This is a genomic window from Nonomuraea sp. NPDC049309 (assembly GCF_043196965.1).
Classification (GTDB): Bacteria; Actinomycetota; Actinomycetes; order Streptosporangiales; family Streptosporangiaceae; genus Nonomuraea; species Nonomuraea fastidiosa.
Map to the genome: position 1 here is coordinate 186989 of NZ_JBICSH010000001.1, position 22018 is coordinate 209006.

At 71.8% G+C, this 22018-nt stretch carries 19 protein-coding genes and 1 pseudogene; 8 read left to right on the plus strand and 12 right to left on the minus strand.

From position 1 onward, the window contains the following. Positions 1 to 13: 13 nt before the first annotated feature. The gene (locus ACGFIM_RS00905) at positions 14 to 1228 is read left to right on the plus strand and encodes an NAD(P)/FAD-dependent oxidoreductase (RefSeq protein ID WP_393192494.1); all 1215 of its coding nucleotides are present in this window, start codon (positions 14 to 16) and stop codon (positions 1226 to 1228) included. 27 nt (positions 1229 to 1255) lie between these two features. Further along, positions 1256 to 1588 carry a cupin domain-containing protein gene (locus ACGFIM_RS00910; RefSeq protein ID WP_393192497.1) on the plus strand — a complete coding sequence of 111 codons (333 nt, stop codon included), beginning with the start codon at positions 1256 to 1258 and terminating at the stop codon, positions 1586 to 1588. A gap of 9 nt (positions 1589 to 1597) precedes the next feature. On the opposite strand, the gene ACGFIM_RS00915 is transcribed toward ACGFIM_RS00910, so the two are convergent. The 5 genes from ACGFIM_RS00915 to ACGFIM_RS00935 form a co-directional block, all read right to left on the minus strand. Next, a complete protein-coding gene (locus ACGFIM_RS00915; RefSeq protein WP_393192500.1) occupies positions 1598 to 3577 on the minus strand; it encodes an aconitate hydratase in 1980 nt (659 codons plus the stop codon). A 25-nt stretch (positions 3578 to 3602) separates the two neighbouring features. Continuing rightward, a complete protein-coding gene (locus ACGFIM_RS00920) occupies positions 3603 to 3971 on the minus strand; it encodes a DUF488 domain-containing protein (RefSeq protein ID WP_393192503.1) in 369 nt (122 codons plus the stop codon). 187 nt (positions 3972 to 4158) lie between these two features. Beyond that, positions 4159 to 5985 carry a hypothetical protein gene (locus ACGFIM_RS00925; RefSeq protein ID WP_393192506.1) on the minus strand — a complete coding sequence of 609 codons (1827 nt, stop codon included), beginning with the start codon at positions 5983 to 5985 and terminating at the stop codon, positions 4159 to 4161. Positions 5986 to 6703: 718 nt separating this feature from the next. Beyond that, the gene (locus ACGFIM_RS00930) at positions 6704 to 7123 is read right to left on the minus strand and encodes an ArsR/SmtB family transcription factor (RefSeq protein WP_393192509.1); all 420 of its coding nucleotides are present in this window, start codon (positions 7121 to 7123) and stop codon (positions 6704 to 6706) included. Between the two features lie 51 nt (positions 7124 to 7174). Next, complete coding sequence (locus ACGFIM_RS00935; RefSeq protein ID WP_393192512.1) at positions 7175 to 8197, minus strand: cation diffusion facilitator family transporter; 1023 nt, start codon at positions 8195 to 8197, stop codon at positions 7175 to 7177. 345 nt (positions 8198 to 8542) lie between these two features. On the opposite strand from ACGFIM_RS00935, the gene ACGFIM_RS00940 reads away from it, so the two are divergent. The 3 genes and pseudogenes from ACGFIM_RS00940 to ACGFIM_RS00950 form a co-directional block, all read left to right on the plus strand. Next, the gene (locus tag ACGFIM_RS00940) at positions 8543 to 10867 is read left to right on the plus strand and encodes a cation-translocating P-type ATPase (RefSeq protein ID WP_393192515.1); all 2325 of its coding nucleotides are present in this window, start codon (positions 8543 to 8545) and stop codon (positions 10865 to 10867) included. Further along, complete coding sequence (locus ACGFIM_RS00945) at positions 10813 to 11178, plus strand: cation transporting ATPase C-terminal domain-containing protein (RefSeq protein ID WP_393192518.1); 366 nt, start codon at positions 10813 to 10815, stop codon at positions 11176 to 11178. The genes ACGFIM_RS00940 and ACGFIM_RS00945 overlap by 55 nt, the downstream gene beginning before the upstream one ends. Before the next feature lie 245 nt (positions 11179 to 11423). Further along, a pseudogene (locus tag ACGFIM_RS00950) lies at positions 11424 to 11558 on the plus strand (YdeI/OmpD-associated family protein); the annotation flags it as partial. A gap of 17 nt (positions 11559 to 11575) precedes the next feature. Here ACGFIM_RS00950 and ACGFIM_RS00955 read toward each other — a convergent pair. After that, positions 11576 to 11974: a hypothetical protein gene (locus ACGFIM_RS00955; protein ID WP_393192520.1), complete on the minus strand. Its 399-nt coding sequence runs from the start codon at positions 11972 to 11974 to the stop codon at positions 11576 to 11578. Positions 11975 to 12198: 224 nt separating this feature from the next. Here ACGFIM_RS00955 and ACGFIM_RS00960 point away from each other — a divergent pair, with 224 nt between their 5' ends. Next, a complete protein-coding gene (locus ACGFIM_RS00960) occupies positions 12199 to 12321 on the plus strand; it encodes a hypothetical protein (RefSeq protein ID WP_393192523.1) in 123 nt (40 codons plus the stop codon). A 90-nt stretch (positions 12322 to 12411) separates the two neighbouring features. Here the strand turns inward: ACGFIM_RS00960 and ACGFIM_RS00965 are convergent, their stop codons facing one another. Then, a complete protein-coding gene (locus tag ACGFIM_RS00965; RefSeq protein WP_393192526.1) occupies positions 12412 to 12948 on the minus strand; it encodes a PadR family transcriptional regulator in 537 nt (178 codons plus the stop codon). Between the two features lie 103 nt (positions 12949 to 13051). Here ACGFIM_RS00965 and ACGFIM_RS00970 point away from each other — a divergent pair, with 103 nt between their 5' ends. Continuing rightward, complete coding sequence (locus ACGFIM_RS00970) at positions 13052 to 13408, plus strand: SDR family NAD(P)-dependent oxidoreductase (protein ID WP_393192529.1); 357 nt, start codon at positions 13052 to 13054, stop codon at positions 13406 to 13408. Next, positions 13405 to 14253: an SDR family NAD(P)-dependent oxidoreductase gene (locus tag ACGFIM_RS00975; protein WP_393192532.1), complete on the plus strand. Its 849-nt coding sequence runs from the start codon at positions 13405 to 13407 to the stop codon at positions 14251 to 14253. The genes ACGFIM_RS00970 and ACGFIM_RS00975 overlap by 4 nt, the downstream gene beginning before the upstream one ends. 91 nt (positions 14254 to 14344) lie before the next feature. On the opposite strand, the gene ACGFIM_RS00980 is transcribed toward ACGFIM_RS00975, so the two are convergent. The 5 genes from ACGFIM_RS00980 to ACGFIM_RS01000 are packed head-to-tail and all read right to left on the minus strand — an operon-like array spanning position 14345 to position 21954. Further along, positions 14345 to 16849 (minus strand): S8 family serine peptidase, encoded by a 2505-nt coding sequence (locus tag ACGFIM_RS00980; protein WP_393192534.1) that lies wholly within the window; start codon positions 16847 to 16849, stop codon positions 14345 to 14347. 1 nt (position 16850) lies between these two features. After that, on the minus strand, positions 16851 to 18080 hold the full coding sequence (locus ACGFIM_RS00985; protein ID WP_393192537.1) for a hypothetical protein: 1230 nt from the start codon (positions 18078 to 18080) through the stop codon (positions 16851 to 16853). Between the two features lie 10 nt (positions 18081 to 18090). Beyond that, entirely contained in the window at positions 18091 to 19308 is a 1218-nt protein-coding gene (locus ACGFIM_RS00990; protein ID WP_393192541.1) for a hypothetical protein, read from the minus strand. Between the two features lie 14 nt (positions 19309 to 19322). Continuing rightward, on the minus strand, positions 19323 to 21734 hold the full coding sequence (locus ACGFIM_RS00995; protein WP_393192544.1) for a hypothetical protein: 2412 nt from the start codon (positions 21732 to 21734) through the stop codon (positions 19323 to 19325). A 52-nt stretch (positions 21735 to 21786) separates the two neighbouring features. Next, on the minus strand, positions 21787 to 21954 hold the full coding sequence (locus ACGFIM_RS01000) for a hypothetical protein (protein WP_393192547.1): 168 nt from the start codon (positions 21952 to 21954) through the stop codon (positions 21787 to 21789). Positions 21955 to 22018 lie beyond the last annotated feature (64 nt).

The following is a 22018-nucleotide window of genomic DNA, read 5'->3' on the forward strand; positions in this document are numbered from 1 at the left end:
CAGGAGACCCACGATGACGCAACCGGCCACGTTCGTGATCGTCGGAGGCGGCCTCGCCGCGGCCAAGGGGGCCGAGGCCCTGCGCCAGGAGGGGTTCGACGGCACGATCGTCCTCATCGGCCGCGAACCCCACCTGCCCTACGAGCGCCCGCCGCTGTCGAAGGGCTACCTGCAGGGCAGTGACGAACGCGACACGATCTTCGTGCACGACGCGGACTGGTACCGCGACCACGCCATCGACGTGCGCACCGGCGTCGAGGCCACCGCCCTCGACCCCGCCGCGCACGAGGTGACGCTGTCCACCGGCGAACGCCTCCGCTACGACAAGCTCCTGCTCGCCACCGGCGCCGTCCCGCGCCGCCTGAACGTCCCCGGCGGCGAGCGCGTGCTCTACCTGCGCACCGTCGACGACTCCGACCGGCTGCGCGCCACGCTGTCCTCCGCCCGCAACGTCGCCGTCATCGGCGCCGGCTGGATCGGCCTGGAGACCGCCGCCGCGGCCCGCAACGCCGGCGCCGACGTCACCGTCATCGAACAGGAGCACCAGCCGCTGCTCGGCGCCCTCGGACCCGAGCTCGGCGCCGTCTTCGCCGACCTGCACCGCGACAACGGCGTGGACCTGCGCCTGGGCGCCCGCCTCGCCGAGGTGACCGGCACCGGCGTACGGCTCGAAGACGGCACCCACATCGACGCCGACGCCGTGATCGCCGGCATCGGCGCCGCCCCCGACACCGCACTCGCCGAAGCCGCCGGCCTGGAGATCGACGACGGCGTCAAGGTCACCGCCGGCCTGCGTACCAGCGACCCCGACATCTACGCCGCCGGCGACGTCGCCAACGCCTACCACCCCCGCCACCGCCACCACATCCGCGTCGAACACTGGGCCAACGCGCTCAACCAGCCCGCCGTGGCCGCCCGCGCCATGCTCGGCCGCGACGCCTCCTACGAGGAACCGCCGTACTTCTACACCGACCAGTACGACCTCGGCATGGAGTACCTCGGCCACGTCCCGCCCGGCACCCCGTACGAGGTCGCCATCAGGGGAGATGTGAAACGGCGCGAGTTCATCGCGTTCTGGCTGGGTAAGGACGACAGGGTGCTCGCCGCCATGAACGTCAACATCTGGGACCAGGGCGACCACCTCAAAGCCCTCGTCCTGTCCGGCGCCCCGGTGGACCGCAAGGCCCTCACCGACCCGAACGTCCCGCTCGACCGGCTGGTGCGCTGAGGACTCGAAACCGGAGGGGATGACGGCATGCAGAAGATCTCGCTCACCGCTTTGGCCCGGCAGCAAGCCGACCGGGCGGCCACGGCCGGAGGCGGCCACGCCGCCGGCACCGTCTACGGCGGCCACGAGAAGGTGCTCCGCCAGACGATCATCGCTCTGCGCGAAGGCGCCCGGCTCGCCGAGCACGAGAACCCCGGCGAGGCCACCGTGCAGGTGCTGCACGGCCGGGTCCGCATGACCGCCGGCACGCAGCAGTGGGAGGCCCGCACCGGAGACCTGCTCATCGTGCCCGACGCCCGCCACAGCCTCGAAGCGCTGGAGGACTCCCAGATCCTGCTCACCGTCGCCAAGCTGCCCTGACCGGCGGCCTCACCTGGTCTCGCGGGAGGCGGGCGGCCTCTGCCGCTCGCGCAGCCAGGGGATCAGCCCACCGGCCAGCACCATCGCGACCTGCCGCGCGGACAGCCGGTGCCGGGCGGCGTACCGCTCATCCCGGGTGGCGTTGCGGACCGTGAGCTCGGTCTCGCCCGAGCCGATCGCCCGCCGCAGATCATCCAGGACGAGCGTGTCGCCCTGCTGGATGCGGTCGTAGTCGCGCGGATCGGCGAACTCCAGCGCGAGCACGCCGAAGTTGGCCAGGTTCTGCCAGTGGATGCGCGCGAACGACACCGCCAGGACCATGCGCAGACCGAGGTAGCGGGGAGCGATCACGGCATGCTCGCGCGAGGAGCCCTGACCGTAGTTGGCGCCGCCGACCACGATGTGCCCGCTGCCGCGAGAGGCGCGCGCCCGGCCGGCGTAGCTCTCGTCGATCTGCGCGAACGTGAACTCCGCCAGCTTCGGGATGTTGCTCCGGTACGGCAGCACCCGAGCCCCCGCGGGCAGGATCTCATCGGTGGAGACGTCATCGCCGACCTTGAGCGCGACCGGCGCCTCCACCCTGCCGGGCAGCGGCGGCAGATCGGGCAGCGAGGAGATGTTCGCCCCCTTGACCAGCTCCGCCCTGGACTCCTGGACCGGAGGCGGCGGTTCGAGCATGGCGGTGTTCACGCTGGACTCGGCCGGCAGCTCCAGATGCGGGTAGGCGATGCCGAGCAGGTGCGGCAGGTCGCGCGGGTCGGTGATCCGGCCGGTCAGCGCGGCCGCGGCGGCGGTCTCGGGAGAGCAGAGGAACACCGCGTCCGCACGCGTCCCGGACCGGCCGGGGAAGTTCCGCGGGAACGTGCGCAGGCTGTTGTGCCCTTCGGCCGGAGCCTGGCCCATGCCGATGCAGCCCATGCACCCGGACTGGTGCAGCCGCGCCCCCGCCGAGATCAGCGTGAACGTGGCGCCCATCTTCGTCAGATCCTGAAGGATCTGCCGCGAGCTCGGGTTGACGTCGAACGACACCCCCGGATGCGCCTGCCGCCCCGCCACGATGGCCGCGACGATCGCGAAATCGCGCAACCCCGGGTTGGCCGAGGAACCGACCACCACCTGATCCACCGGCCGGCCGGCCGCCTCCCGCACCGGGACCACGTTCCCCGGCGAACTGGGCAGCGCGATCAGCGGCTCCAGCCGCGACAGGTCGATCTCGTCGGTGACGTCGTAGCCGGCGTCGGTGTCGGCGAGCAGCTCGGCGAAGTCGTGCTCGCGCCGCTCGGCCCGTAGGAACGCCCTGACCTGATCGTCGGCGGGGAACACCGTGGTGGTCGCGCCGAGCTCGGCCCCCATGTTCGCGATCACATGCCGGTCCATCGCCGTCAGATGCGCCAGCCCGGGGCCGTGGTACTCGATGATCCGGTTCACGCCGCCCTTGACGCCGTGCCGGCGCAGCATCTCGAGGATGACGTCCTTGGCGCTCACCCAGGCCGGCGGCTCGCCGGTCAGCCGCACCCCCCAGATCTCGGGCATGCGCAGATACACCGGTTCACCGGCGATCGCCATCGCCACCTCGATGCCGCCCAGCCCGATCGCCAGCATCCCCAGCGAACCCGCCGCCGGCGTGTGACTGTCCGAGCCGGCCAGCGTTTTGCCGGGAACGCCGAACCGCTGCATGTGGGTCGGGTGGGAGACGCCGTTGCCCGGCTTGGAGTACCACAGGCCGAAACGGTGACAGGCCGAACGCAGGAAGGCATGGTCCTCGGCGTTCTTGCCGTCGGCCTGGAGCAGGTTGTGATCGACGTACTGCACCGACACCTCGGCGCGGGCCCGGTCCAGGTCCATCGCCTCGAGCTCCAGCATCACCAGGGTGCCGGTCGCGTCCTGCGTGAGCGTCTGGTCGATCCGCAGCCCGATCTCCCGCCCGGCGGTCATGTCACCGGACACGAGATGCGATGCGATCAGTTTCTGCGCGACGTTGTACCCCATGCCGGACCTCCTCGCCGCATGATGATCATTCCTGGAGCACCTCGGCGAGCACGGCCGCCTCACTGATCTCCGCCTGCCTGGTCGCGGTGAGCAGCGTCAGCACGCCATCTCGGGCGAGCTCGCGCAAGTGCGCGACCGCCTCCGCCCGCTCGGGCTCCTCCAGCTCGCCGCGGTAGCGGCGGGCGAACTCGGCGAACAGCCCCGGGTCGTGGCGATACCAGGTGCGCAGCTCCGTCGACGGGGCGACCTGCTTGCACCACTCATCGAGGGCGGCCCTGTCCTTGGACAGGCCGCGCGGCCAGAGCCGGTCCACCAGCACCCGGGTGCCGTCGTCGTCCCGCGGCTCGTCATAGACCCGGCGCACCCGGACCTTGACCTGAGTCTTGCCTGCCATGGTGTGCCTCCTCACCGCCGGCGACCCCTCATGACACCGACGCTACGCCCGTGCACATCAAGGCGTGTTCAGCGGACGTCCATGACGGTGGCGCCTTCACGCGCTCGGAAACGTCAGGTGATGCGGAGCACTTCCACATCCTGGAAATCCCGGGTGCCCCCGTCGCCGTCATGACGTGCCGGAGCATCTACGCAGTTCTCCCGGCCCTGGGGCCGGAAACCGGGAACTCAGCGATACGCCCGCCATCACGCACAACAGTGACCCTGAGCTCCCATTCATCCTCATGCGGGGTTCGCTGATCGTCCAACCACGCGATCACCGGCTGTCCTCGGTCGCTCACCATCATGGTCACGGATCCGTCGACACCGTGCCGGGCTCTGGCGACGGGGGCGGTGTCGCACGTGCCGCGCGCGCATGAGGCCAGCATGATCAGACGAGTGTCCTTGTCGAGGTAGGCCACCAGCGCCCTTCCGGCCGCATCCAGTGACAGAGCGGGGACGCTGCCATCGGCCGCCAGCGGGACGTCGTCGAACCGAGTGCAGGCCTGGTCGCGGCAGTCGAGCAGGCTGATCGAGCCCCAGGCCTCGCGCTGCGCGATGATCGGTCGTCCATCCGCTCGCAGCGCCATCGAAAGCGCCGTGCTCGCCTGCCCGAGGCCGAACCTGCTGATCTCCGATCTCGCCACGTGCGGGGTTGTGCAGGCCGCATCGGCGCAGGTCAGCACGTAATCGGCGGCCTCACCCGCATCGGCCAGGGCTGCCACCAGCCGGTCGTCCGGGCCGACCACCAGCGCCAGGCTGTTCCCATAGATCGAAGCCCGCGTGGCCACATGGGTGGACATCCTGCGTTCGGGGCGAGAACAGATCGGGTCGTCGCAGTATGCGAAAGAGAGGGCATGTACCTTCGGGTCGTCCTCCTCCCAAGCGACGACCAGGCCGCCGTTAGGCCGTGTGGCGATGGCTACGGAACGGCCATTGCCGTGGACGGGGCCGGAGATCGGCTTACCCCCTTGCGGGGCGGTGCACTTCCCCCGGTCACATATCAGCAGGCCGAGCCGGACCAGGGCCCGGCGGTGGTCGTGTTCTCCCGGTTCCTTATTCCATACGGCCAAGACCACACGCCCATCGGCCAGCCTGGTGCCGGCCGCCACAGGTCCGTACTGCCGCGGATTATCCGACCACGCGAACGTGCAGTCGCCGTCGGCGTCGTCGCACATGAACACGCCGGCTCCGGTCACATCGCTGCTGTCCATGACCATGGTCAGCGGCCGATCGGCTCCCGGATACAGGGCCTTCAGATCGAATCTGAAGGAGCCCAGGCCGCCCGACTCCATCGACTGCCCACTGCCATGGGCCCACCCCTCTGCCAGGCTCGTTTCCGTGGCCTTCACCCAGCCCAGCGGGTTGATCAGCACGGTGCCCCCGTACACGAGGCCGGGCAGCAGCGCCGAAGCCGCGAGCACCCACACGCGCCTGGCAGCGGCGGGCGGTGCGTCCGGAAGCCTGCGTGCGACCTCATGGAGGGCCGCTTCGTCTTCCTTCAGGAGTAGCAGGACCAGGAAGATCCTGCTGAGCAGGACCGCCTGGAAAGCGCCGGTCAGCACGGACAACACGGCGAACGCCATTCCACTGGCGGCGGCCGCTATCGCGTGGGGCAGCACGAGCCGGTGCAGTCCCCACCAGGCCAGTACGGGTAGCACCACCGTGCCGGCGAGCAGTGTGTATTCGGTGCGCGGCACGCTGATCATGGCCAAGTGACGGGCGCGCCCGAGGGCCTGTCGCACCGGGCGCCCCTCCAGAAGGACGGCGGGAACAGCCAGCAGGAGCTGCATGACGGGTGTCGCCGGCAGGGCCAGAACAGGGAGCGACAGCAGCAGCCAGACCTGACCGGCCACCTCGGCCAAGACCAGACCCGCTGCAGCGATGGTCGCGATCGCGAGCAGCGCGAGCATGCCGAGCGTGAGGGTGGCCGGCGCGCGTCGCAGCACCACTCGCAGGGCGGCGAGCGAGGGCACGTGTTCTCCCCAGCATCGCTCCGGCCGCGATCAGCATCGCCGCGGCCAGCGCCACGGTCTGCGCGAGCGCCCAGCCGATCGTCAACGCGACCGCCCCCGTGAGCGCCGGCCACGAAAGCGGCGAAAGCAGGGTGACCCTGCCGTTGATCACAGCTCCCGCATCACCGATCACCGGGATGCCGAGCAGGAATCCCACGGCGGCCACCGGGAGGGACACGAGGAGGGTGGGCACCGCCAGTGGTACCAGCAGCCGCGCCGTCCACGGGAAACTGTGCACCAGCACGCTGGTGCGCCAGCCCTGACGGAACGCATGCAATCTGGCACGCCAGCGTTCACGGAATGAGTCTGACATCGTCGTCTTCGAGCTCCTGCCGCAGATGTCCAAGCCGCCGTCATCGACTGAGGGTGGTGCGTTCGGCGGTTCGAGGGCGTGGGTCAGTGCCATGGCTAGCACATGAGCTGGACGGGCGGGCGTAGCGAAAGGTGACCGGCGGCCGATGGTTAAGAAAGCCGCGACCTCAGGTTCAGCGAGGGGGCGACGGCCTTGGCTGTGGTCTGAAGGGGAACCGCGGTGCCAGGTACGGCTCTCCGCGCTCGCCGCCGTACCAGACCGCCGCGGCTGCGCGTTGATCGGCCGGGTGGGGGAGGACGTGGTCCGCGTCGCGCAGGGCCATCCGACGAGACGCCGCACCGCCGGACCTTTCCGGAGCCAGGCAGGTCAGTCGTGGCGGGGGATGCCCGACACCTCGTGATCGGCGTGGAACAGCATCTCCTGGATCAGCGAGCGGACATGGGCGTCCCGAGCCCGGTACACCACGCGCCGCCCCTCCCGCCGCGTCTGCACCAACCCGCCCAAACGGAGCTTCGCCAGATGCTGGGAGACCGAGGGGCGCGCCACGCCGAGGGTCGCCGCGAGGCTGCCGACGTCGTACTCGCCGTGGGACAGCAACCACATCAACCGCAGCCGCGTGCCGTCGCTCAGCAGCCGGAACGCGTCCACCGCCGCACCGACCTGCTCGTCGGTGGGCTGCTCAGGACGCGCCGGCTGCTCCGACCGCTCTGCCCGCTGTGACCGCTCGGCCTGCTCGAGCCGCTTGGGCGTGTCGCCGGCGGGGGAGTGGTCGTCAGGTGCGTACATGACAACGTATGCTCTCCCGCCGCCACGCGCCGGGCAAGGACGACGCGCCCGCTACCGATGGGTGAGCAGGGGCGCGTGGTGGTCGATCCCGTCCGGGCCGTCGGGGTCGGCGTGCACCGTTGCCGCCCTCAGCCGGGGCAGCTCGTGGATCAGCCGATGCTCGGCCTCCACTGCCACCGCGTGCGCCTCCACCAGCGACAACTCGTGATCCACCTGGATCTCGACCTCGGCACGCAGCGCATGGCCGATCCAGCGCAGCCGTACCGCCCCCACATGCCGGACACCGGGCACGGCGGCGAGGATCCGCTCGGCCTGCTCGACCAGCGCCGGGTCCACCGCGTCCATGAGCCGGTGGTAGATCTCGCGCGCCGCATCCCGCAGCACGAACAGAATCGCACCGGTGATCAGCAGCCCCACGATCGGGTCGGCGACGGGGAAACCGAGCGCGGTCCCGCCCGCACCGAGCAGCACGGCCAGCGAGGTGAAGCCATCGGTACGGGCATGCAGCCCATCGGCCACCAGGGCCGCCGAGCCGATCTCCCGCCCGACCTTGATCCGGTAGCGGGCGACGAGCTCGTTGCCCAGGAACCCGACGAACCCCGCACCGGCCACCCAGCCGAGCGCTTCGACGTCCTGAGGATGGACGAGACGGGTGACCGCCTCGTACCCGGCGAGCCCGGCCGAGGCGGCGATGAGCAGCACGATGACCACGCCCGCCAGGTCCTCGGCCCGGCCGTACCCGTAGGTGAACCGGCGAGTGGCCGCCCGCCGCCCGATCCAGAACGCGATCCCCAGCGGAACGGCGGTCAGCGCGTCGGCGACATTGTGCAGCGTGTCACCCAGCAGGGCCACCGAGCCGGAGAACGCGACGATGACCGCCTGGGCCACGGCGGTGACCATGAGCGCGGCGAACGAGACGGCCAGCACCCGCATCCCGCGCGCACTGGACTCCAGGGCGGCGTCCGTCCTGTCCGCGCTGTCGTGGCTGTGCGGGGTGAGCAGATGCTTGATCCCCCCGAGGGCCCGGCGGACCCCACCGTCATGCCGATGCCCGTGTCCGTGCTGACCCGACATCTCCGCCCTCCCCACCGAACCGGACAGTGAGTGTGAGCGGAGTATATGTAGTCATGTACGCACGCGACAACGAATCAGGTGCCACTCCTGCGCACCAGCACATGCGACGAATGTGCAGGTCAGGACACTTCTTCGCCGGCGTACGTCTCCAGCGGGGCTATGACCGGACCGGGCCATCTGCCCGGCCCTGTGATCGAAACCGTTCCCGGCGCCTGCCATGCACCGGCGATCCCGGATGACCTGGCTAGCAACGGCCGACCGTGGGCAGGGCAGACCCGTATGGGGGATCGTCCATCTGCTGGACCGGCGGCTACGGCAGCAGCCGATCCGCGCGAACCACTGCCGTTGCTCAGGAAGGAGCTGGGCACCGGGCCTGGCGGCTTGTCGGAGCGGGAGGCGGCCAGGCGCCTGGCGGTGTACGGCCTCAACGAGGTGCGGCGGCGCGAACGCACATCCCTGGCCGGGGAGCTGACACGGCAACTGTGTCACCCGCTGGCGCTGCTGCTGTGGGCGGCGGGTGCGCTGGCGTTCGTGGCGGGCACGCCGGTGCTGGGCTGGGCGATCCTGGCGGTGATAGCGGTGAACGCGGCGTTCGCGCTGCTGCAGGAACGTCAGGCCGAGCGCGCGGTGGAAGCCCTGGCGGCCTACGTACCCGAGCGTGCCAAGGTCATCCGCGACGGCCGGCGCCGGACCATCGAAGCCGGCCGGCTGGTACCGGGTGATCTGTTGCTGCTGGAGGAGGGCGACAAGGTGCCCGCCGACGCCCGCCTGATCGACGGCGCGGTCGAGGTGGACCTGTCCATGCTGACCGGCGAGTCGATGCCGGTGGAAAGGGCCGCCGGCCCGGCCCAGGCAGGGGTGGCGTTGCAGAGCGAGCCCAACCTCGTGTTCTCGGGCACGACCTGCGTCGGCGGGCAGGCCGCCGGGATCGTGTTCGCCACGGGCGTTCACACCGAGCTGGGACGCATCGCCGCGCTCAGCCAGCGCACCCGCCGCCGGCCCAGCCCGCTGGAGATCCAGGTCAGGAAGGTGGCGTGGCTGATCGCCATGGTCGCCGCCGGCGTCGGCGTGGTGTTCCTGCTGGTGGGCGTGTGGGTAGGGCTGCCGCTGCGGGACGCGCTGATGTTCGCGATCGGGTTGCTGGTCGCCAACGTCCCCGAAGGCTTGCTGCCGACCATCACGCTGGCCCTGGCGATCGGCGTGCGGGTCCTGGCCCGGCAGGGAGCGGTCGTCAAGCGGCTCAGCGCGGTGGAAACCCTGGGGTCCACGAACGTCATCTGCACCGACAAGACAGGCACACTGACCCAGAACCGGATGCACGTGCAGGCGTTCTGGACCCCTGACACCGGCGTGGTGACAGACGGGGACCGGCCGTCGCTGCCCGGCGAGCTGGCACGGGTGGTGACCGACTGCAGCACGGCCGCATGCGACGAGGACGGCCGGTTGCAGGGGGACCCGACCGAGACCGCCCTGATCGCGGCGGCCGGCGGCGCCGTCTCCCGGCTCGCGCACCGGCTGGCCGACAGGGACGCCCGGCTGGTCGCGGTGTATCGCTTCGATCCCCGGCTGCGGCTGATGTCGACCGTCACGCGAGACCCTCCCGCCGCCGGGCAGGGCATGCGCGTCAACGTCAAGGGCGCACCCGAGGCCGTCCTCGCGCGCAGCACCCTGCCAGAGCACGAGCGCGCGAACGTACTGGCGGCCGTCGACCGGCTCGCCCGCAACGGGCTACGAGTACTGGCGATCGCCGGCCGTCCCGTATCCGCCGCCACGCCACCGGTGCGGCGCGGCGCTGCGGAGGCCGATCTGGAGCTGATCGGGCTGGTGGGCCTGTACGACCCTCCGCGCCCCGAAGTGGCGGACGCGGTGCGCCGCTGCCACACCGCCGGGTTGCGGATCCACATCGTGACCGGCGACAACGGCGCCACCGCGGCGGCCGTCGCGGCGCAGGTCGGCATCGGCGTGCCGCGCCGGCACGTGGTCGCGGACGCCGAACGGCTCACCGACGGCCACCTGGACGAACTGCTCACCGACGACGCCGAGATCGTGTTCGCCCGGTCCTCGCCGGAGACCAAACTGAAGATCGCGGACGCGCTGCGCGCGCACGGGTCGATCGTGGCGATGACCGGCGACGGCGTCAACGACGCCCCCGCACTTCACCGGGCCCACATCGGCGTCGCCATGGGCCGCTCGGGCACGGACGTGGCCAGGGAAGCCGCCACCATGGTGCTCACCGACGACAACTTCGCCACCATCGTCACCGCGATCGAATCGGGCCGCCGCGTCTACGACAACGTACGCAAGTTCATCGTGTACATCTTCGCCCACGCCGTTCCCGAGATCGTGCCGTTCCTGGTCTTCGCGCTGAGCGGCGGGCTGGTACCGCTGCCGCTGACCGTCCTGCAGATCCTGGCCATCGACCTGGGAACCGAGACCCTTCCGGCGCTGGCGCTGGGCCGCGAGCCCGCTGAACCCGGCCTCATGAACCGCCCTCCCCGCCCCGCGTCCCAAGGCGTCATCTCCCGGGCCATGCTCGTCCGCGCCTGGGGGTATCTCGGCGTGGTCTCCGCCGTGCTGGCGATGGCGGTGTTCTTCTACGTGCTGTGGAGGGCCGGATGGCACCCGGGCGACCGACCGGACCCGGCCGGCCGCTCCACCACGCCTACCTGACGGCCACCACGGCCACGTTCGCCGGACTCGTCGCCTGCCAGGTCGGCACCGCCTTCGCGGCCCGCACCGACCACGCCTCCCTCCGCGACGTCGGCCTCGCCGGCAACCCCCTGCTGCTGGGCGGCATCGCCTTCGAGCTGGCCTTCACCGCCGCCCTGATCTACCTGCCGCCCCTTCAGCGCATGTTCGGAACCGCGGCGCTGCCCCTCGACGTCCTCGTCCTCATCGCCGCCTTCCCCGTCATCGTCTGGGGCACCGACGAGCTCCGCCGCTGGGCGCTCCGCCGTCACTCCCCGCGAACGACCACCTGAACCGCCGACGCTCAGACGCTTCAAGGCGCCGCCCGGCCCACCTTTCCTTGAGGTCCGACGCGGGGGAGCGAGGGAATCTCCGGAAACAACTCTGCCCGCGATAGAACGCACACCCGGCGGGGCGGGGCGAGGCAGGAGAAGATCGCAGGCCGGGCTGATGCGCCCCGCCGGCCAGACACAGGTAGCTTGAGGCGAAGGCCGGCGGCCGCTGTGAGGCAGCGTATGCCTCACAGAAGACCGCCACGATCCCGGAGGACCCGCAAGCAGCGCTGGACGCCGACCCGGCCACGGCCGAGTTCTTCGCCGCACTCGACAGCCGGAACCGCTACACGATCCTCTACCGGGTGGGCGACGCCAAAAAGCCCGAGACACGGGCAGCGCGGATCGAAAATGTAGGTCACCACGATGGTCGGTACGCAGCAGGGCGGCATGGAGAAGGGAGGCCTTGGGTTGCCGAAGACACTCGGATGAAGGCCGGCTCTACCGGCTGGAAGGTTGAGCACTCGAAGAGCGGTGAAACGGAGCTGCGCAGCGCCGACTGCAAGTGGGGGAGCAGGTATGGCCGCCGAACCGTCAGCGGGAAGCGAAAAGGCAGGACGAAGAACGCCGCCTGGGCGACGGCCGAGCCGAGTACGAGGAGCGCATCCAGGCTGGGGGCCAGGCCGCCGCCCTGCACCTCGCGGTGGCCGAACACGGCGGCATCGCCGCCCTCGAACGGCAGGTCGGCATGGCCCTCGTCGACCGCAGCGGGCGTACCGCCCGGCTGACCACCGCCGGGCGGCGACTGGCCGGTCACGCGCGCCACGTTCTGGCGAGCCTGGAGGCCGCTGAGACCGATCTCGCCTCACTCGGCGGCGACCTGCGCGGGACGCTCGCCGTGGGCACCATCGCCACGCTGGGCCGTACGCTGCTGCCCGCCGCGCTGACCACGCTGCGATCGCGCTCCTGCCCGCCATCGCCACGCCCCACACGCTGGGGGACGCCACCAGCGTCAGGCTCCTCGGCGCCCACCGGCCGGGCATGCACCGTACGCTCTATGCCGCCATCCGCCAGGGCACCCGCGAGCACCCGCTGATCGACCGCTTCCTGGACGCCCTGGCCACCAACGCCCGCCGGTTTCCCGCGCTCCAGCAACAGGCCTGAACGTCCGCGCCACAGCCATCGGCAGGCGAGGCCACCCGGCCGGACACGGCTTTCCTCCATGGCGGAGACCCGCCGGGGCGAGCGTCCGCCTCAGCGGATGTCCGGTCCGCTCTGTTTGTCCCGCGCCCATTCGGCCCATTCCGCCAGCGCACCGTACAGCCGGATCGCCGCCTCGATCGCGATGCGGAACGACTGCACCTGCGCGCCGTCGCCGAAGTCGCCCCGGTCCTTGGCCTCCGCGTAGGCCTGGTACTTGGCCAGCTCACCCCGGTAGAAGGCGGCCTCGCGGTCCAGGTGGGCGCGCAGTTCGGCGGGCTCCATCAGCCAGAAGAACGCCGAGCGCAGCAGCGGCTGGAGCCGCATCGTGTGATCGACCTCGCCCTCGGTCAGCCACTGGCGTACCGTGGCGAGCCCCGCGTCGGTGATCCGATAGGCCTTGCGCCGCCGCGGCCCCTCGCTCTCGACCTCGATGAGCCCTTCGCCCGCCATCTTGTTGAGCTCGGCGTAGATCTTCGGGTGCTGGGCCGGCCAGACCGAGCCGAGCACCTCCTGAAACCGCCGGGCCAGGTCATAGCCGCTGGCGGGCCCTTCGGCGAGCAGGCCGAGCAGGCCGTACCGCAACGACATCGGCGCCATCCTTTCCGGCACCCATCTTGACATGTTCCTTGGGACATGTGCACGCTGCGATATGTACCCAAGGACATGTCCCCGAGGACTTGTGGAGGCTGGCATGCCCCAGGCAGTACTCGGCGCCGGCGGCGGAATCGGCCCGGCGTACGTCGCCAAGGCCTTCCTGCCGTTACTGCGGCAGGGCGGCGGCGGAATCGTCAACGTCAGCGCCTCGACCGCACGCGCCCCCATGCCGCTGCCGTCCGGGCCGTCCGGGCCGTCCGGGAGCAAGGCCGCGCTCGCCGCGCTGGCGGACGCGCTCCGCCTGGAAGCGGCCGCATGGAACGTTCCCGTCACCGTCGTCGAACCCGGCAGCACCGACACCGGGATCATCACCGAGGCCGAGAAGAACGCCCGCGCCGCCGGCGTGCTCCAGCGGCTCCCCGCCGGCCTGCCCAGGATCGGAGCGCTGGCATGAGGACGATCGTGCTGGTAGGAGCCACCTCCGGACTCGGCAGGCTCGCCGCCCAGCGGCTCTGCGCCGCCGGTCACCGCATGGTCCTGATCGGCCGCGACCCCGCCCGCGCCGCGAGCCTGGCCCGCGAACTGCCCACCGCCACGGTCATCACCGCGGACGTCGCCACCGCCACCGGAGTCGCACAAGCGGCCGGGCAGGTGGCGGACGCGGTCGACCGGATCGACACCCTGGTCAACAACGCCGGCGTGATGACTCCTGAACGCCGCGAGACCGCCGAGGGCATGGAGCTCAACTTCGCCGTCCACCACCTGGCGCCCTACTCCATGACCTCCCACCTCCTGCCCCTGCTGCTCGCGGGCGACGGCCGGGTCGTCAACGTCAACTCCGAAGGCCACCGTGCCCCCTTGCGCGGCTCGGGCCCGGTCACGCTGGACTTCGACGATCTGCAGAGCCGGCGGGCCTACGACCCGTTCCTCGTCTACAGCCGTACCAAACTGGCCAACCTGCTGTTCACGTACGAGCTGCTGCGCCGCCACCCCTCGCTCACCGTCGCCGCCGTCCATCCCGGCATGGTCCGCACCGATCTCGGCCGCGACTTCCCCCTCGCCATCCGGATCCTCGGCAACGCGATGGCGGGCTCCGCCGCGAGCGGCGCCGAACCCGTCGCACGGCTCGCCTCGGACGCATCGGTCACCGCCGGCGCCTACTACAACCGGCTCACCCCGGTCGCCTCCTCACCCGCCTCCTACGACCGGGCGGCCGCCGAACGCCTCTGGACGGAGACCGTCAAGCTGCGCGGCCCCTTCGGCGCCGGGCATCAGGGCCCGTTTCAGCAGCCGGAATGAGGAGTTCCGGGTGAGGGCCGTCGCCACTGACACGCACGACGAAGGCGCCGCTGCCCCCGGGACCCGGGGGCAGCGGCGTGTGGGAGCGGGGTCAGGCCGCTGCGGGGCGGCAGGTACGGTCGCCGACGAACAGGTCATCGACGGCCCACCAGCCGGACAGCTGGCCCCGGTAGTGGAGGCGGACCCGTACGTCGGCCTGCCCGGCGGCGTCCGGCAGCGGGATGACGTGCACGGCCGGTCCGGGTGCGCCGGGGAAGCCCTTGGCCGACCACACGGTCTTCCAGGTACGTCCCCCGTCCACGCTGAGGTCGACGCCGGTCGTGGAGTTGACCGCCGGCCTCAGGTCGTGGGCGAACTCCAGGGTCACCGAGCTCCTGGCGGTCAGGTCGTAGGAGGGGCTGGTCAGGTAGGTGTCCTGAAGGTGGCCCTTGCCGGAGTTCAGGGAGTCCACGATGGCGAACCCGCCCGTGCCGCCGGTGTGGTTGCCCCGTCCGCCGTCGTCGGTGAAGACCCAGCCGGGCTGGTGGGTGTAGTTGGGGATGCCGGGGTCGACGTTGGTGACCGTCCAGCCCTTGGGCGCCTTGGCCGCGTCGAACGGCTCGGTGCTGCCGTCGCGGATCACCTCGTAGCCGCGGGCGACGCAGGACAGGGAGACGGTCAGGCCGATGTCGAACCGCCGGCCCGTCTCACCCATGGTGACCTGCTGGACGGACGGGTCGTAGCCGGGCTCGGTGGGGCGGGTGGTGAGGGTGTAGGTCATCGACGGGAGCAGAGGCAGGGTGTAGGCGCCGGTTTCGGGGTCGGACTCGGCGCTCCAGGTGTGGCCCTTGCCGTCGTCGGCGGTGATCTGCGCGGCGAGCCCGCGGCCGAGGCCGGAGGCGTCGGCGACGGTGCCGGTCAGGTCGATCCGCTCGGTCTGCGCCAGGGCGACGTCCAGGGTGAGGGAGCCGTCCTTGTCCAGGGTGGCGGTCCTCGTCGTGGTCTGGTAGCCGAACGCCTCGGCCTTGAGCCGGTACTCGCCGGCGACGAGGGTGTAGCGGTAGGTGCCGTCGGCGCCGAGGGTGGAGGTCCGGGTCAGCGGGCCGGTGAGGGTGACGGTGGCGCCCTCCACCGGCCGGCCGGTGGAGGCGTCCGTGACGGTGCCGGCCAGCGTGGCGGTGCCGCGCGTCCCGGCCTCGACCAGGGCCAGGGCGTCGAGGCGGCCCTCGCCGTAGACGGCGTTGTCGGCCGCGGTGCCGCCGCAGCTGGTGTCGTCGGTGTCGATGGCCGACAGGTCGAGCAGCAGGCGGGTGGCCGCGATGTCGCGCACGTACTCGGGGCGGGCCGACCACAGCAGCGCCACCGCTCCCGCGACGTGCGGCGCCGCCATGGAGGTGCCGTTGTAGAAGGCGTAGGAGCCGCCGGGCACCGAGGAGCGGACGTTCACGCCGGGCGCGGAGATGTTCGGCTTGATCTCGCCGTCCTGGCCGGGACCGCGGCTGGAGAAACTCGCGATCTTGTTGTCGGCGTCGTACGCGCCGACCGAGTAGTTGATGATGCGCCCGCCGGGCGATCCCGAGGTCTGGCAGCCGGGGCCGTCGTTGCCGTTGGACCAGATGCCCATGATGCCGGAGGCAGCCCAGGCGAGCTGAATGTCCTCCATGAACGGCTGGGTGGTCAGGCTCGCGCCCCACGAGTTGTTGACGATGTGCGGGCGCTTGGACGCGTCGGGATTGGCGCCGGTGGAGTCGGTGGGCGCGAGCATCCACTGCGAGGACGCGACGAGCGCCTCCTCCGAGCATGTGCTGCCGGTGCAGCCCTTGGCGGCGATCCAGCGCACGCCGGGGGCGACGCCGATCTGGTTGCCCTGGCCGTCGTCGCCGGCCATGGTGCCCATGGTGTGGGTGCCGTGGGAGTTGTTGTCGCACGGCGCCTCGCTCGGGCACTCGCGCAGCGGGTCGTACCAGTTGTGGTCGTGGGTGAAGGTGCCGTCGGCGTTGGCGCCCCGGTAGCTCGTGACCAGGGCGGGGTGGTCGTACTGGACGCCGGAGTCGATGTTGGCGACGACGATGTCCTCGCCGCGGCGGCCGGTCCGCTCCCACACGTCGTCGGCGTTGATGTTGATCAGGCCCCAGGTGAGGCCCGTGTCGGCGGCGGCCCCGGCGAGCGTGCTCCGGGTCGGCTCGGGGATGGTGTACGTGACCGGCGCGCGGATCTCCTCCACGCCGGGTAACGCCGCGATCTTCTTGGCCAGCGCCTGCGAGGCGTTCTTGACGTAGACGGCGTTGGTGACCCAGTACGCCGTGGACTTCACGCCTTCCGCCGTGAGCAGCTTGCGCAGCGGCTCCTGGTCGCGGCCGGCTCTGGCGCGCAGCCGCTCGACCACGTCCCGGCCGCGGGCGGTGCGGCCGGCGATCTTCTTGGCGGGGGCGAGGTCGGCCTTGCCCGACAAGCGCACCCAGAAGTCCGTGGTGGGGCGTGCGTCGAAGCTCGCCAGCACCTCCGGCGCGATCACCGGGTCGCCGGCGGCGGCGTGGGCGGGGACGGCGCCCGACAGGGCGGTGGCCAGCAGGGCCAGGGCGCACGCCAGGGCGGGTGACCTTCGCAGAACTCTCATGTCACTTTCTCCCGCAGCTCAGGTGGGCGATCAGGCGGCGCGGCAGCAGCTGCGGGTAGCCGATGTCGGAGGGCTCGGTCCGGGTGGAGGCGCCGGTCACCCACACGTCGTCGGGGCCGCTGCCGTCCACGTCGTAGAAGATGAAGCCGAACGCCTCCGGCTGCTCGCCCTGGGGCGTGGCCTCCTGCCAGGAGACGCCGTCCCAGTGCTGCACGTGGAACTCACCCATGCTGGTGTCGTTGGTGAGGGCCCACACCTGGTCCGGGGCGGGGGCGTACAGCTTGAAGATCTCGCCGCCGTAAGGGCCGGGCTCGGGCGCGGGGACGGCGGCCCAGCTCCGGCCGTCCCAGTGGAGCAGGAGCGGGCTCGGGCGGCTCTGGCCGCCGGAGATGCCGGCGATCCAGACGTCGTCGGGGCCGGTGGCGTCGAGCGCGTACACCATGCCTTCCGCGCCGGGGACGGGCAGCTCGACGTCGGCCCAGGCCGTCCCGTCGTAGCGCAGGACCAGCGGCTGGTACCCGCCCGTCTGCTCGTTCTTCTGATACCCGGCGGCCCAGACGCCGCCGCCCGGCAGCGCCGTCACCGTTCTCAGGTTGGCGGTGGCGCGGCGGGCGGCGGGGTGGTCGACGGCCGTCCACTCCGTGCCGTCCCAGCGCTGGATGAGCGCACCGCCGGCCGGCCCGTCGACGCGGCCCACCGCCCATGCCTCGGAGGAGTTCACCATGGCGACGTCCGACAGCCAGGCAGGTCCGCTCTCCGGGTTCTGCGACGGGCCCGCCGGGGTGAGCGTCCAGCGGTCGCGGTCGAGCCGGGCCAGCACGCCCGTCCCGTCCGGCTGGTAGGCGCCGTGCAGATTGACCAGCGACCAGCCGCCGCCGGCGGTGAACGAGCCGGCGCCCACCTGGAAGCGGCTCCCGGTACGCGGCGGCACGGGGATCTGGGGGCCGTTCTCGTCCAGCTTGCGGCCGTTCCAGCGCAGCGACCTGACGCCCTCCTCCAGCTGCTCGGAGAAGCGCACGTCGTCACGCGAGACGACGTCGACGTCGACGACGCCCTCGCCGGCGGGGGCGTCGAACATCGTCCAGGCCGGTACGCAGTCCGTCCCGGCCGCGGCGGGAGCCTGCGCGGCGGAGGTGGCGGCGGTGCTCAGCAGGGCGGTGAGGCCGGCCGCGGCGGTGACCCGCACGGTGGCGCTGCGCAGCCGGCCGCGGGGAGATCGTGGTGTTCTCATCGGGGTTCTCCTAGAAGGCGCCGGTGCCGTTGGGGGTGCCCATGCCGCTGGGCCCGTCGTAGCCGCGCGCCGCGGTGCAGATCTTGCCGCCGCCGCAGGCGCCGTTGCTTCCTTCGGTGATGTCGTTCAGGTACTGGGCGGAGTCGTAGAGCCGGCGGCCCGCCGGGGTGGCCGAATCGGTGCCGGCCAGGCCGTACACGCCGGCGATGAACGCCGCCGCGACGGGCGTGCCGGCGGCGGTGCCCCAGCCGCCCAGGCTGGTGCTGTAGACCTGGACCGGGGTGTCGGCGGAGCCCACCGCCGCGACGTCGGCCACGGTGCGGCGGCTGCCGCACGCCCCGGCCGCCTGCCAGGCGGGCCGCGTCACGTACATCGAGCAGCCCGAGGCGGTGTCGCGCCACACGGACTCGTTCCAGCCGCGCGCGGTGGCGGAGTCCCGGTAGAGCTGGGTGCCGCCGACGGCGATCACCGACGGGTAGGCGGCGGGGACCATCTGCCGGCCGCCGTTGTTGAAGCCCTGGCCGGAGGGGGCGACGACGGTGGCCGGCGCGTGGTCGAAGTGGGCGGCCAGGGCGTTCTGACCCTCGTGCTCGGCCACGCCCCACATGGGCACGACCGCGGTGACGCCCTGCGCGGCGGCCTGATCGACGGCCGCCGCCATGCTCTCCAGCGAAGGGTCGTCGGCCTGCACCAGCAGGAGCTTGCAGTTCGGGCAGGCCGCCGCTGCGAGCTCCAGCCCGACGCTGCTGTGCACCGCCCAGGCGGTGCTCGGGGCGGGCGGTGTGTCGCCGCCGCGCTGGTTGATCTTCTTGAAGCACGGGAAGTCGGCGTCGCACGGGGGCATGCCGTTCGCCGCGCGGTACACGGCCAGCTCGTCCTCGGCCGCCGGGTTGTCGTACGGGGTGACGACGGCCACGCTCTGGCCGCCGCCGAGCCAGTCCGCGGGCAGCCGGTAGGCCTCCTGGAGGTCGGCGGCGGTCAGCGGGCCGCGGCCTGCGGTGACGCGCGGCAGCGGCTGATCGCCGCCTCCCGCGCCGGCGCGCAGCAGGCACGTCGCCGGGCCGATCTCCCGGGCGTCGCCGGGGCAGGCCGCGCCGGCGTCGGGCGGCGCGGCGGTGGCCCCGGCAGAGGTGGCCGCGGCTGACGTGGTGAGCAGGGTCAGCGGGGCGATCGTGGTGAGCAGCAGCGCCGCCACGCCCCCGAGCGTCGTCCATCGGTGGGTGCGCATGTCAGGTCTCCCGGTCAGCCGGCGAGCCGGTAGGCACGGATGTTGGTCTGGGTGACGGTGCTGCCGTCACCGGCCTGCGCCGTGACCCGGAGCGACACCCAGCGGACCTGCTCGGAGTACTCCGGGTGCATGATCGGCGCGGTGAACGTGCCGTCGCGCCCGGCGGTGGCGGTCGTCGGCGCCGACCAGGTCCGGCCGTCGTCGTAGGACACCTCGAGCGTGGCCCGCACGCCGGTGGGCTTGGCCTGGTGCTGCTGGTGCGACACCCGGAACGCGACGTCGAACCGCTCCCCGGCCCTGGCCCGGGAGTCGAGGTCGAGCGGCAGGTCCCAGTGCACGAACAGCAGCGGCAGGAAGGAGCACCGGCTCGTGGCGTCGGCGCACTGCACGGTGCGGGGCAGCTTGGCGGCGGCGTCATGCGGGCCGCTGCGGAAGGTCCATTCGGTACGGCTCGGCGACTGGGGATTGCCCTGGGCGGCGAAGTCCCACACCAGACGGTAGTCGGCCGGGCGCGGCGCCAGCGGCAGCGACAACGGCATCGGCCGATAGGGCTGGTAGCCGCCGGTGCCCAGGTCGAAGACGAGCCCGCCGTCCCGGTAGAACATGGTCCGCGACGCGGCGTACGTCTCCGACGTCGAGTGCAGCGGCGCCGAGTCGGCGAAGCCGTTCAGGTAGACCGAGCCCAGCGAGCCCTGCCGGCAGGCCAGGCACACCTGCAGCAGCGGTTCGTCCACCACCGTGCTCGGGCCGCCGACGCCGAGAAGGGTCTCCTGCACGTAGGTGGCGGCGGCCGACGGCGTCCGGGGGCCGAGGTTCCACACCTCTTCGATCGTCTCGCCGGGGCGCAGCTTGCGGCGCTCCCCTTGGATGACCTCGCCGGTGTCGGCGGACATGACGTGCTGCCAGTACGTCTCGTTCGGCCTGGTGCTGTAGACGTAGTCGACGCGGTCACCGGCGGCCGGCAGGTAGCCGTGGCTCGCGTCCGACCACCCCCACGGCAGGAACACGGTGGACCCCCTCGTCGTGGGGCCTGGCGAGGCGGCGTCGGAGGCCGTGTTGTAGAGCGTGGAGCGCACCGTGGCCAGCTCCGGCTTCTTCACGGCCGGCGTCAGCTCGCGCGGGACGGTGTCGCCGTAGGCGAACACCAGCTTGTACGTCGCGCCCATCTCGGGCCCCGAGTCGGCGTTCTCGGCCAGCAGCGTGAAGCCCGTGAACTTGAAGTCGCCCTGCTTGACGCGCTTGGTCGGGGTGACGTAGAGGTCGGGGCTGCCGGTGACCGGGTCGGAGTAGGTCTGCCAGATGAAGCCCGCGAGCAGCCCTGAGGGGCTGATGCCCGACTCGTCTCCGGCGGCGCTGGTGCGGACGAACGACAGGGAGTCGGAGCGGATCAGCGGTGCCTGCGGCGGCGAGGCCAGCGTCGGCCGGTAGCGGACCGCCTTCCTGGCGTCCAGCACCACGCTGGTGTCGGCGCCGACCCGCACCTCGGGCTCGATCACCAGGGCCGTCTCCGACGTCAGGTCGGTGGCGGGGGCGGTGAGCACGCTGGCCATGATGCTGTAGGTGCCTTCCGGCACCATGAACGACTTCTTACCCTCGCCCGGGTAGGCGAAGGCGAAGGTGGCCAGGGCTCCGTCGCTGACGTTCTGGACGGCTCCGATCATCGTGCCGGGCGTGCCGTCCCTGGCGATGGAGTCGACGGTCAGCATGTAGTAGGTCGGCTCCTTGCCGCCCCTCTCGGCGGGCTTGCCGGCCGGCTTGCCGGCTGGCTTACCAGTGGCCAGCGGCGACGGCGGCGGCTCAGGGGCGCCCTCGGGGACGGCCAGCTCGATCCGCTCGATCCCGGGCAGCGTGCCGGTGGCGTCGCCCTTCGCGGTGCGCCAGGTCTCGGCCAGCAGCCTGCCGAGCTCCGGGGCCTCCTTCTTGGTCACCGTCGCGGTGGCCGCGCGGCCGGCGGCGGCGGTGACGCTGGTGGCGGGCAGAGCTTCGGCCCGAGCACGATCGGCCCGTACGGTGACCGGGAGGGTGGCGCTGCGCTCGTCGTCCAGCTTGGCCCGTACCAGGTAGCCGACGTTGAACAGGCGCAGGTCGATGGTCTTGCCGAGGTAGGGCACCGCCTCCGACGGCACGACGTAGGTGTCGCCGCCGAGGGTGAACTGGGAGAACGCGCCCCCGGCCGGGCCGCCGCCGGGGAGCCTGCTGACCTGCTGCCGGCCGCGCTCGTCGACGGCGACCTGGAAGCGGTCACCGGTCAGCAGGGTCACCGTCGAGGTGCGCGCCTCAGGCCCGGTCGTGGCCGGTGCGTCGGTGTGGGGGATGGGATCTTGGGGCGGGGCGGCCGCGGCGGGCGCGGCTCCCGCCGCCAGTGCCAGCGCCAGGCCGGCCGCAGCCAGGAGGCGTGCGGAGCCTAACCGGTGGTGGAATGTCATAACTGTCCCGCTTTCTGGCCGCGCCTGTCCGGCAGGCGTACGACGTGCTGGTTCACAGCGGCTCGTGTGCGCCATCGGGCGCCGGCTCGCTCAGAAGGCCCTCATCGGACACACCGTCCGAGCCGGCATCGGGCTCAGTGCCGGGCTCAGTGACGGGCTCTGTGTCGGGTTCGGCATCGGAGTGGGCGTCCGGCTGGATGTCCGGTTGATCGTCAGACATGAAGAGCATGATCACGTGGACCGGGCCGGCGGCGCGATTCGGCAAATCACCCAATTAATAGGAA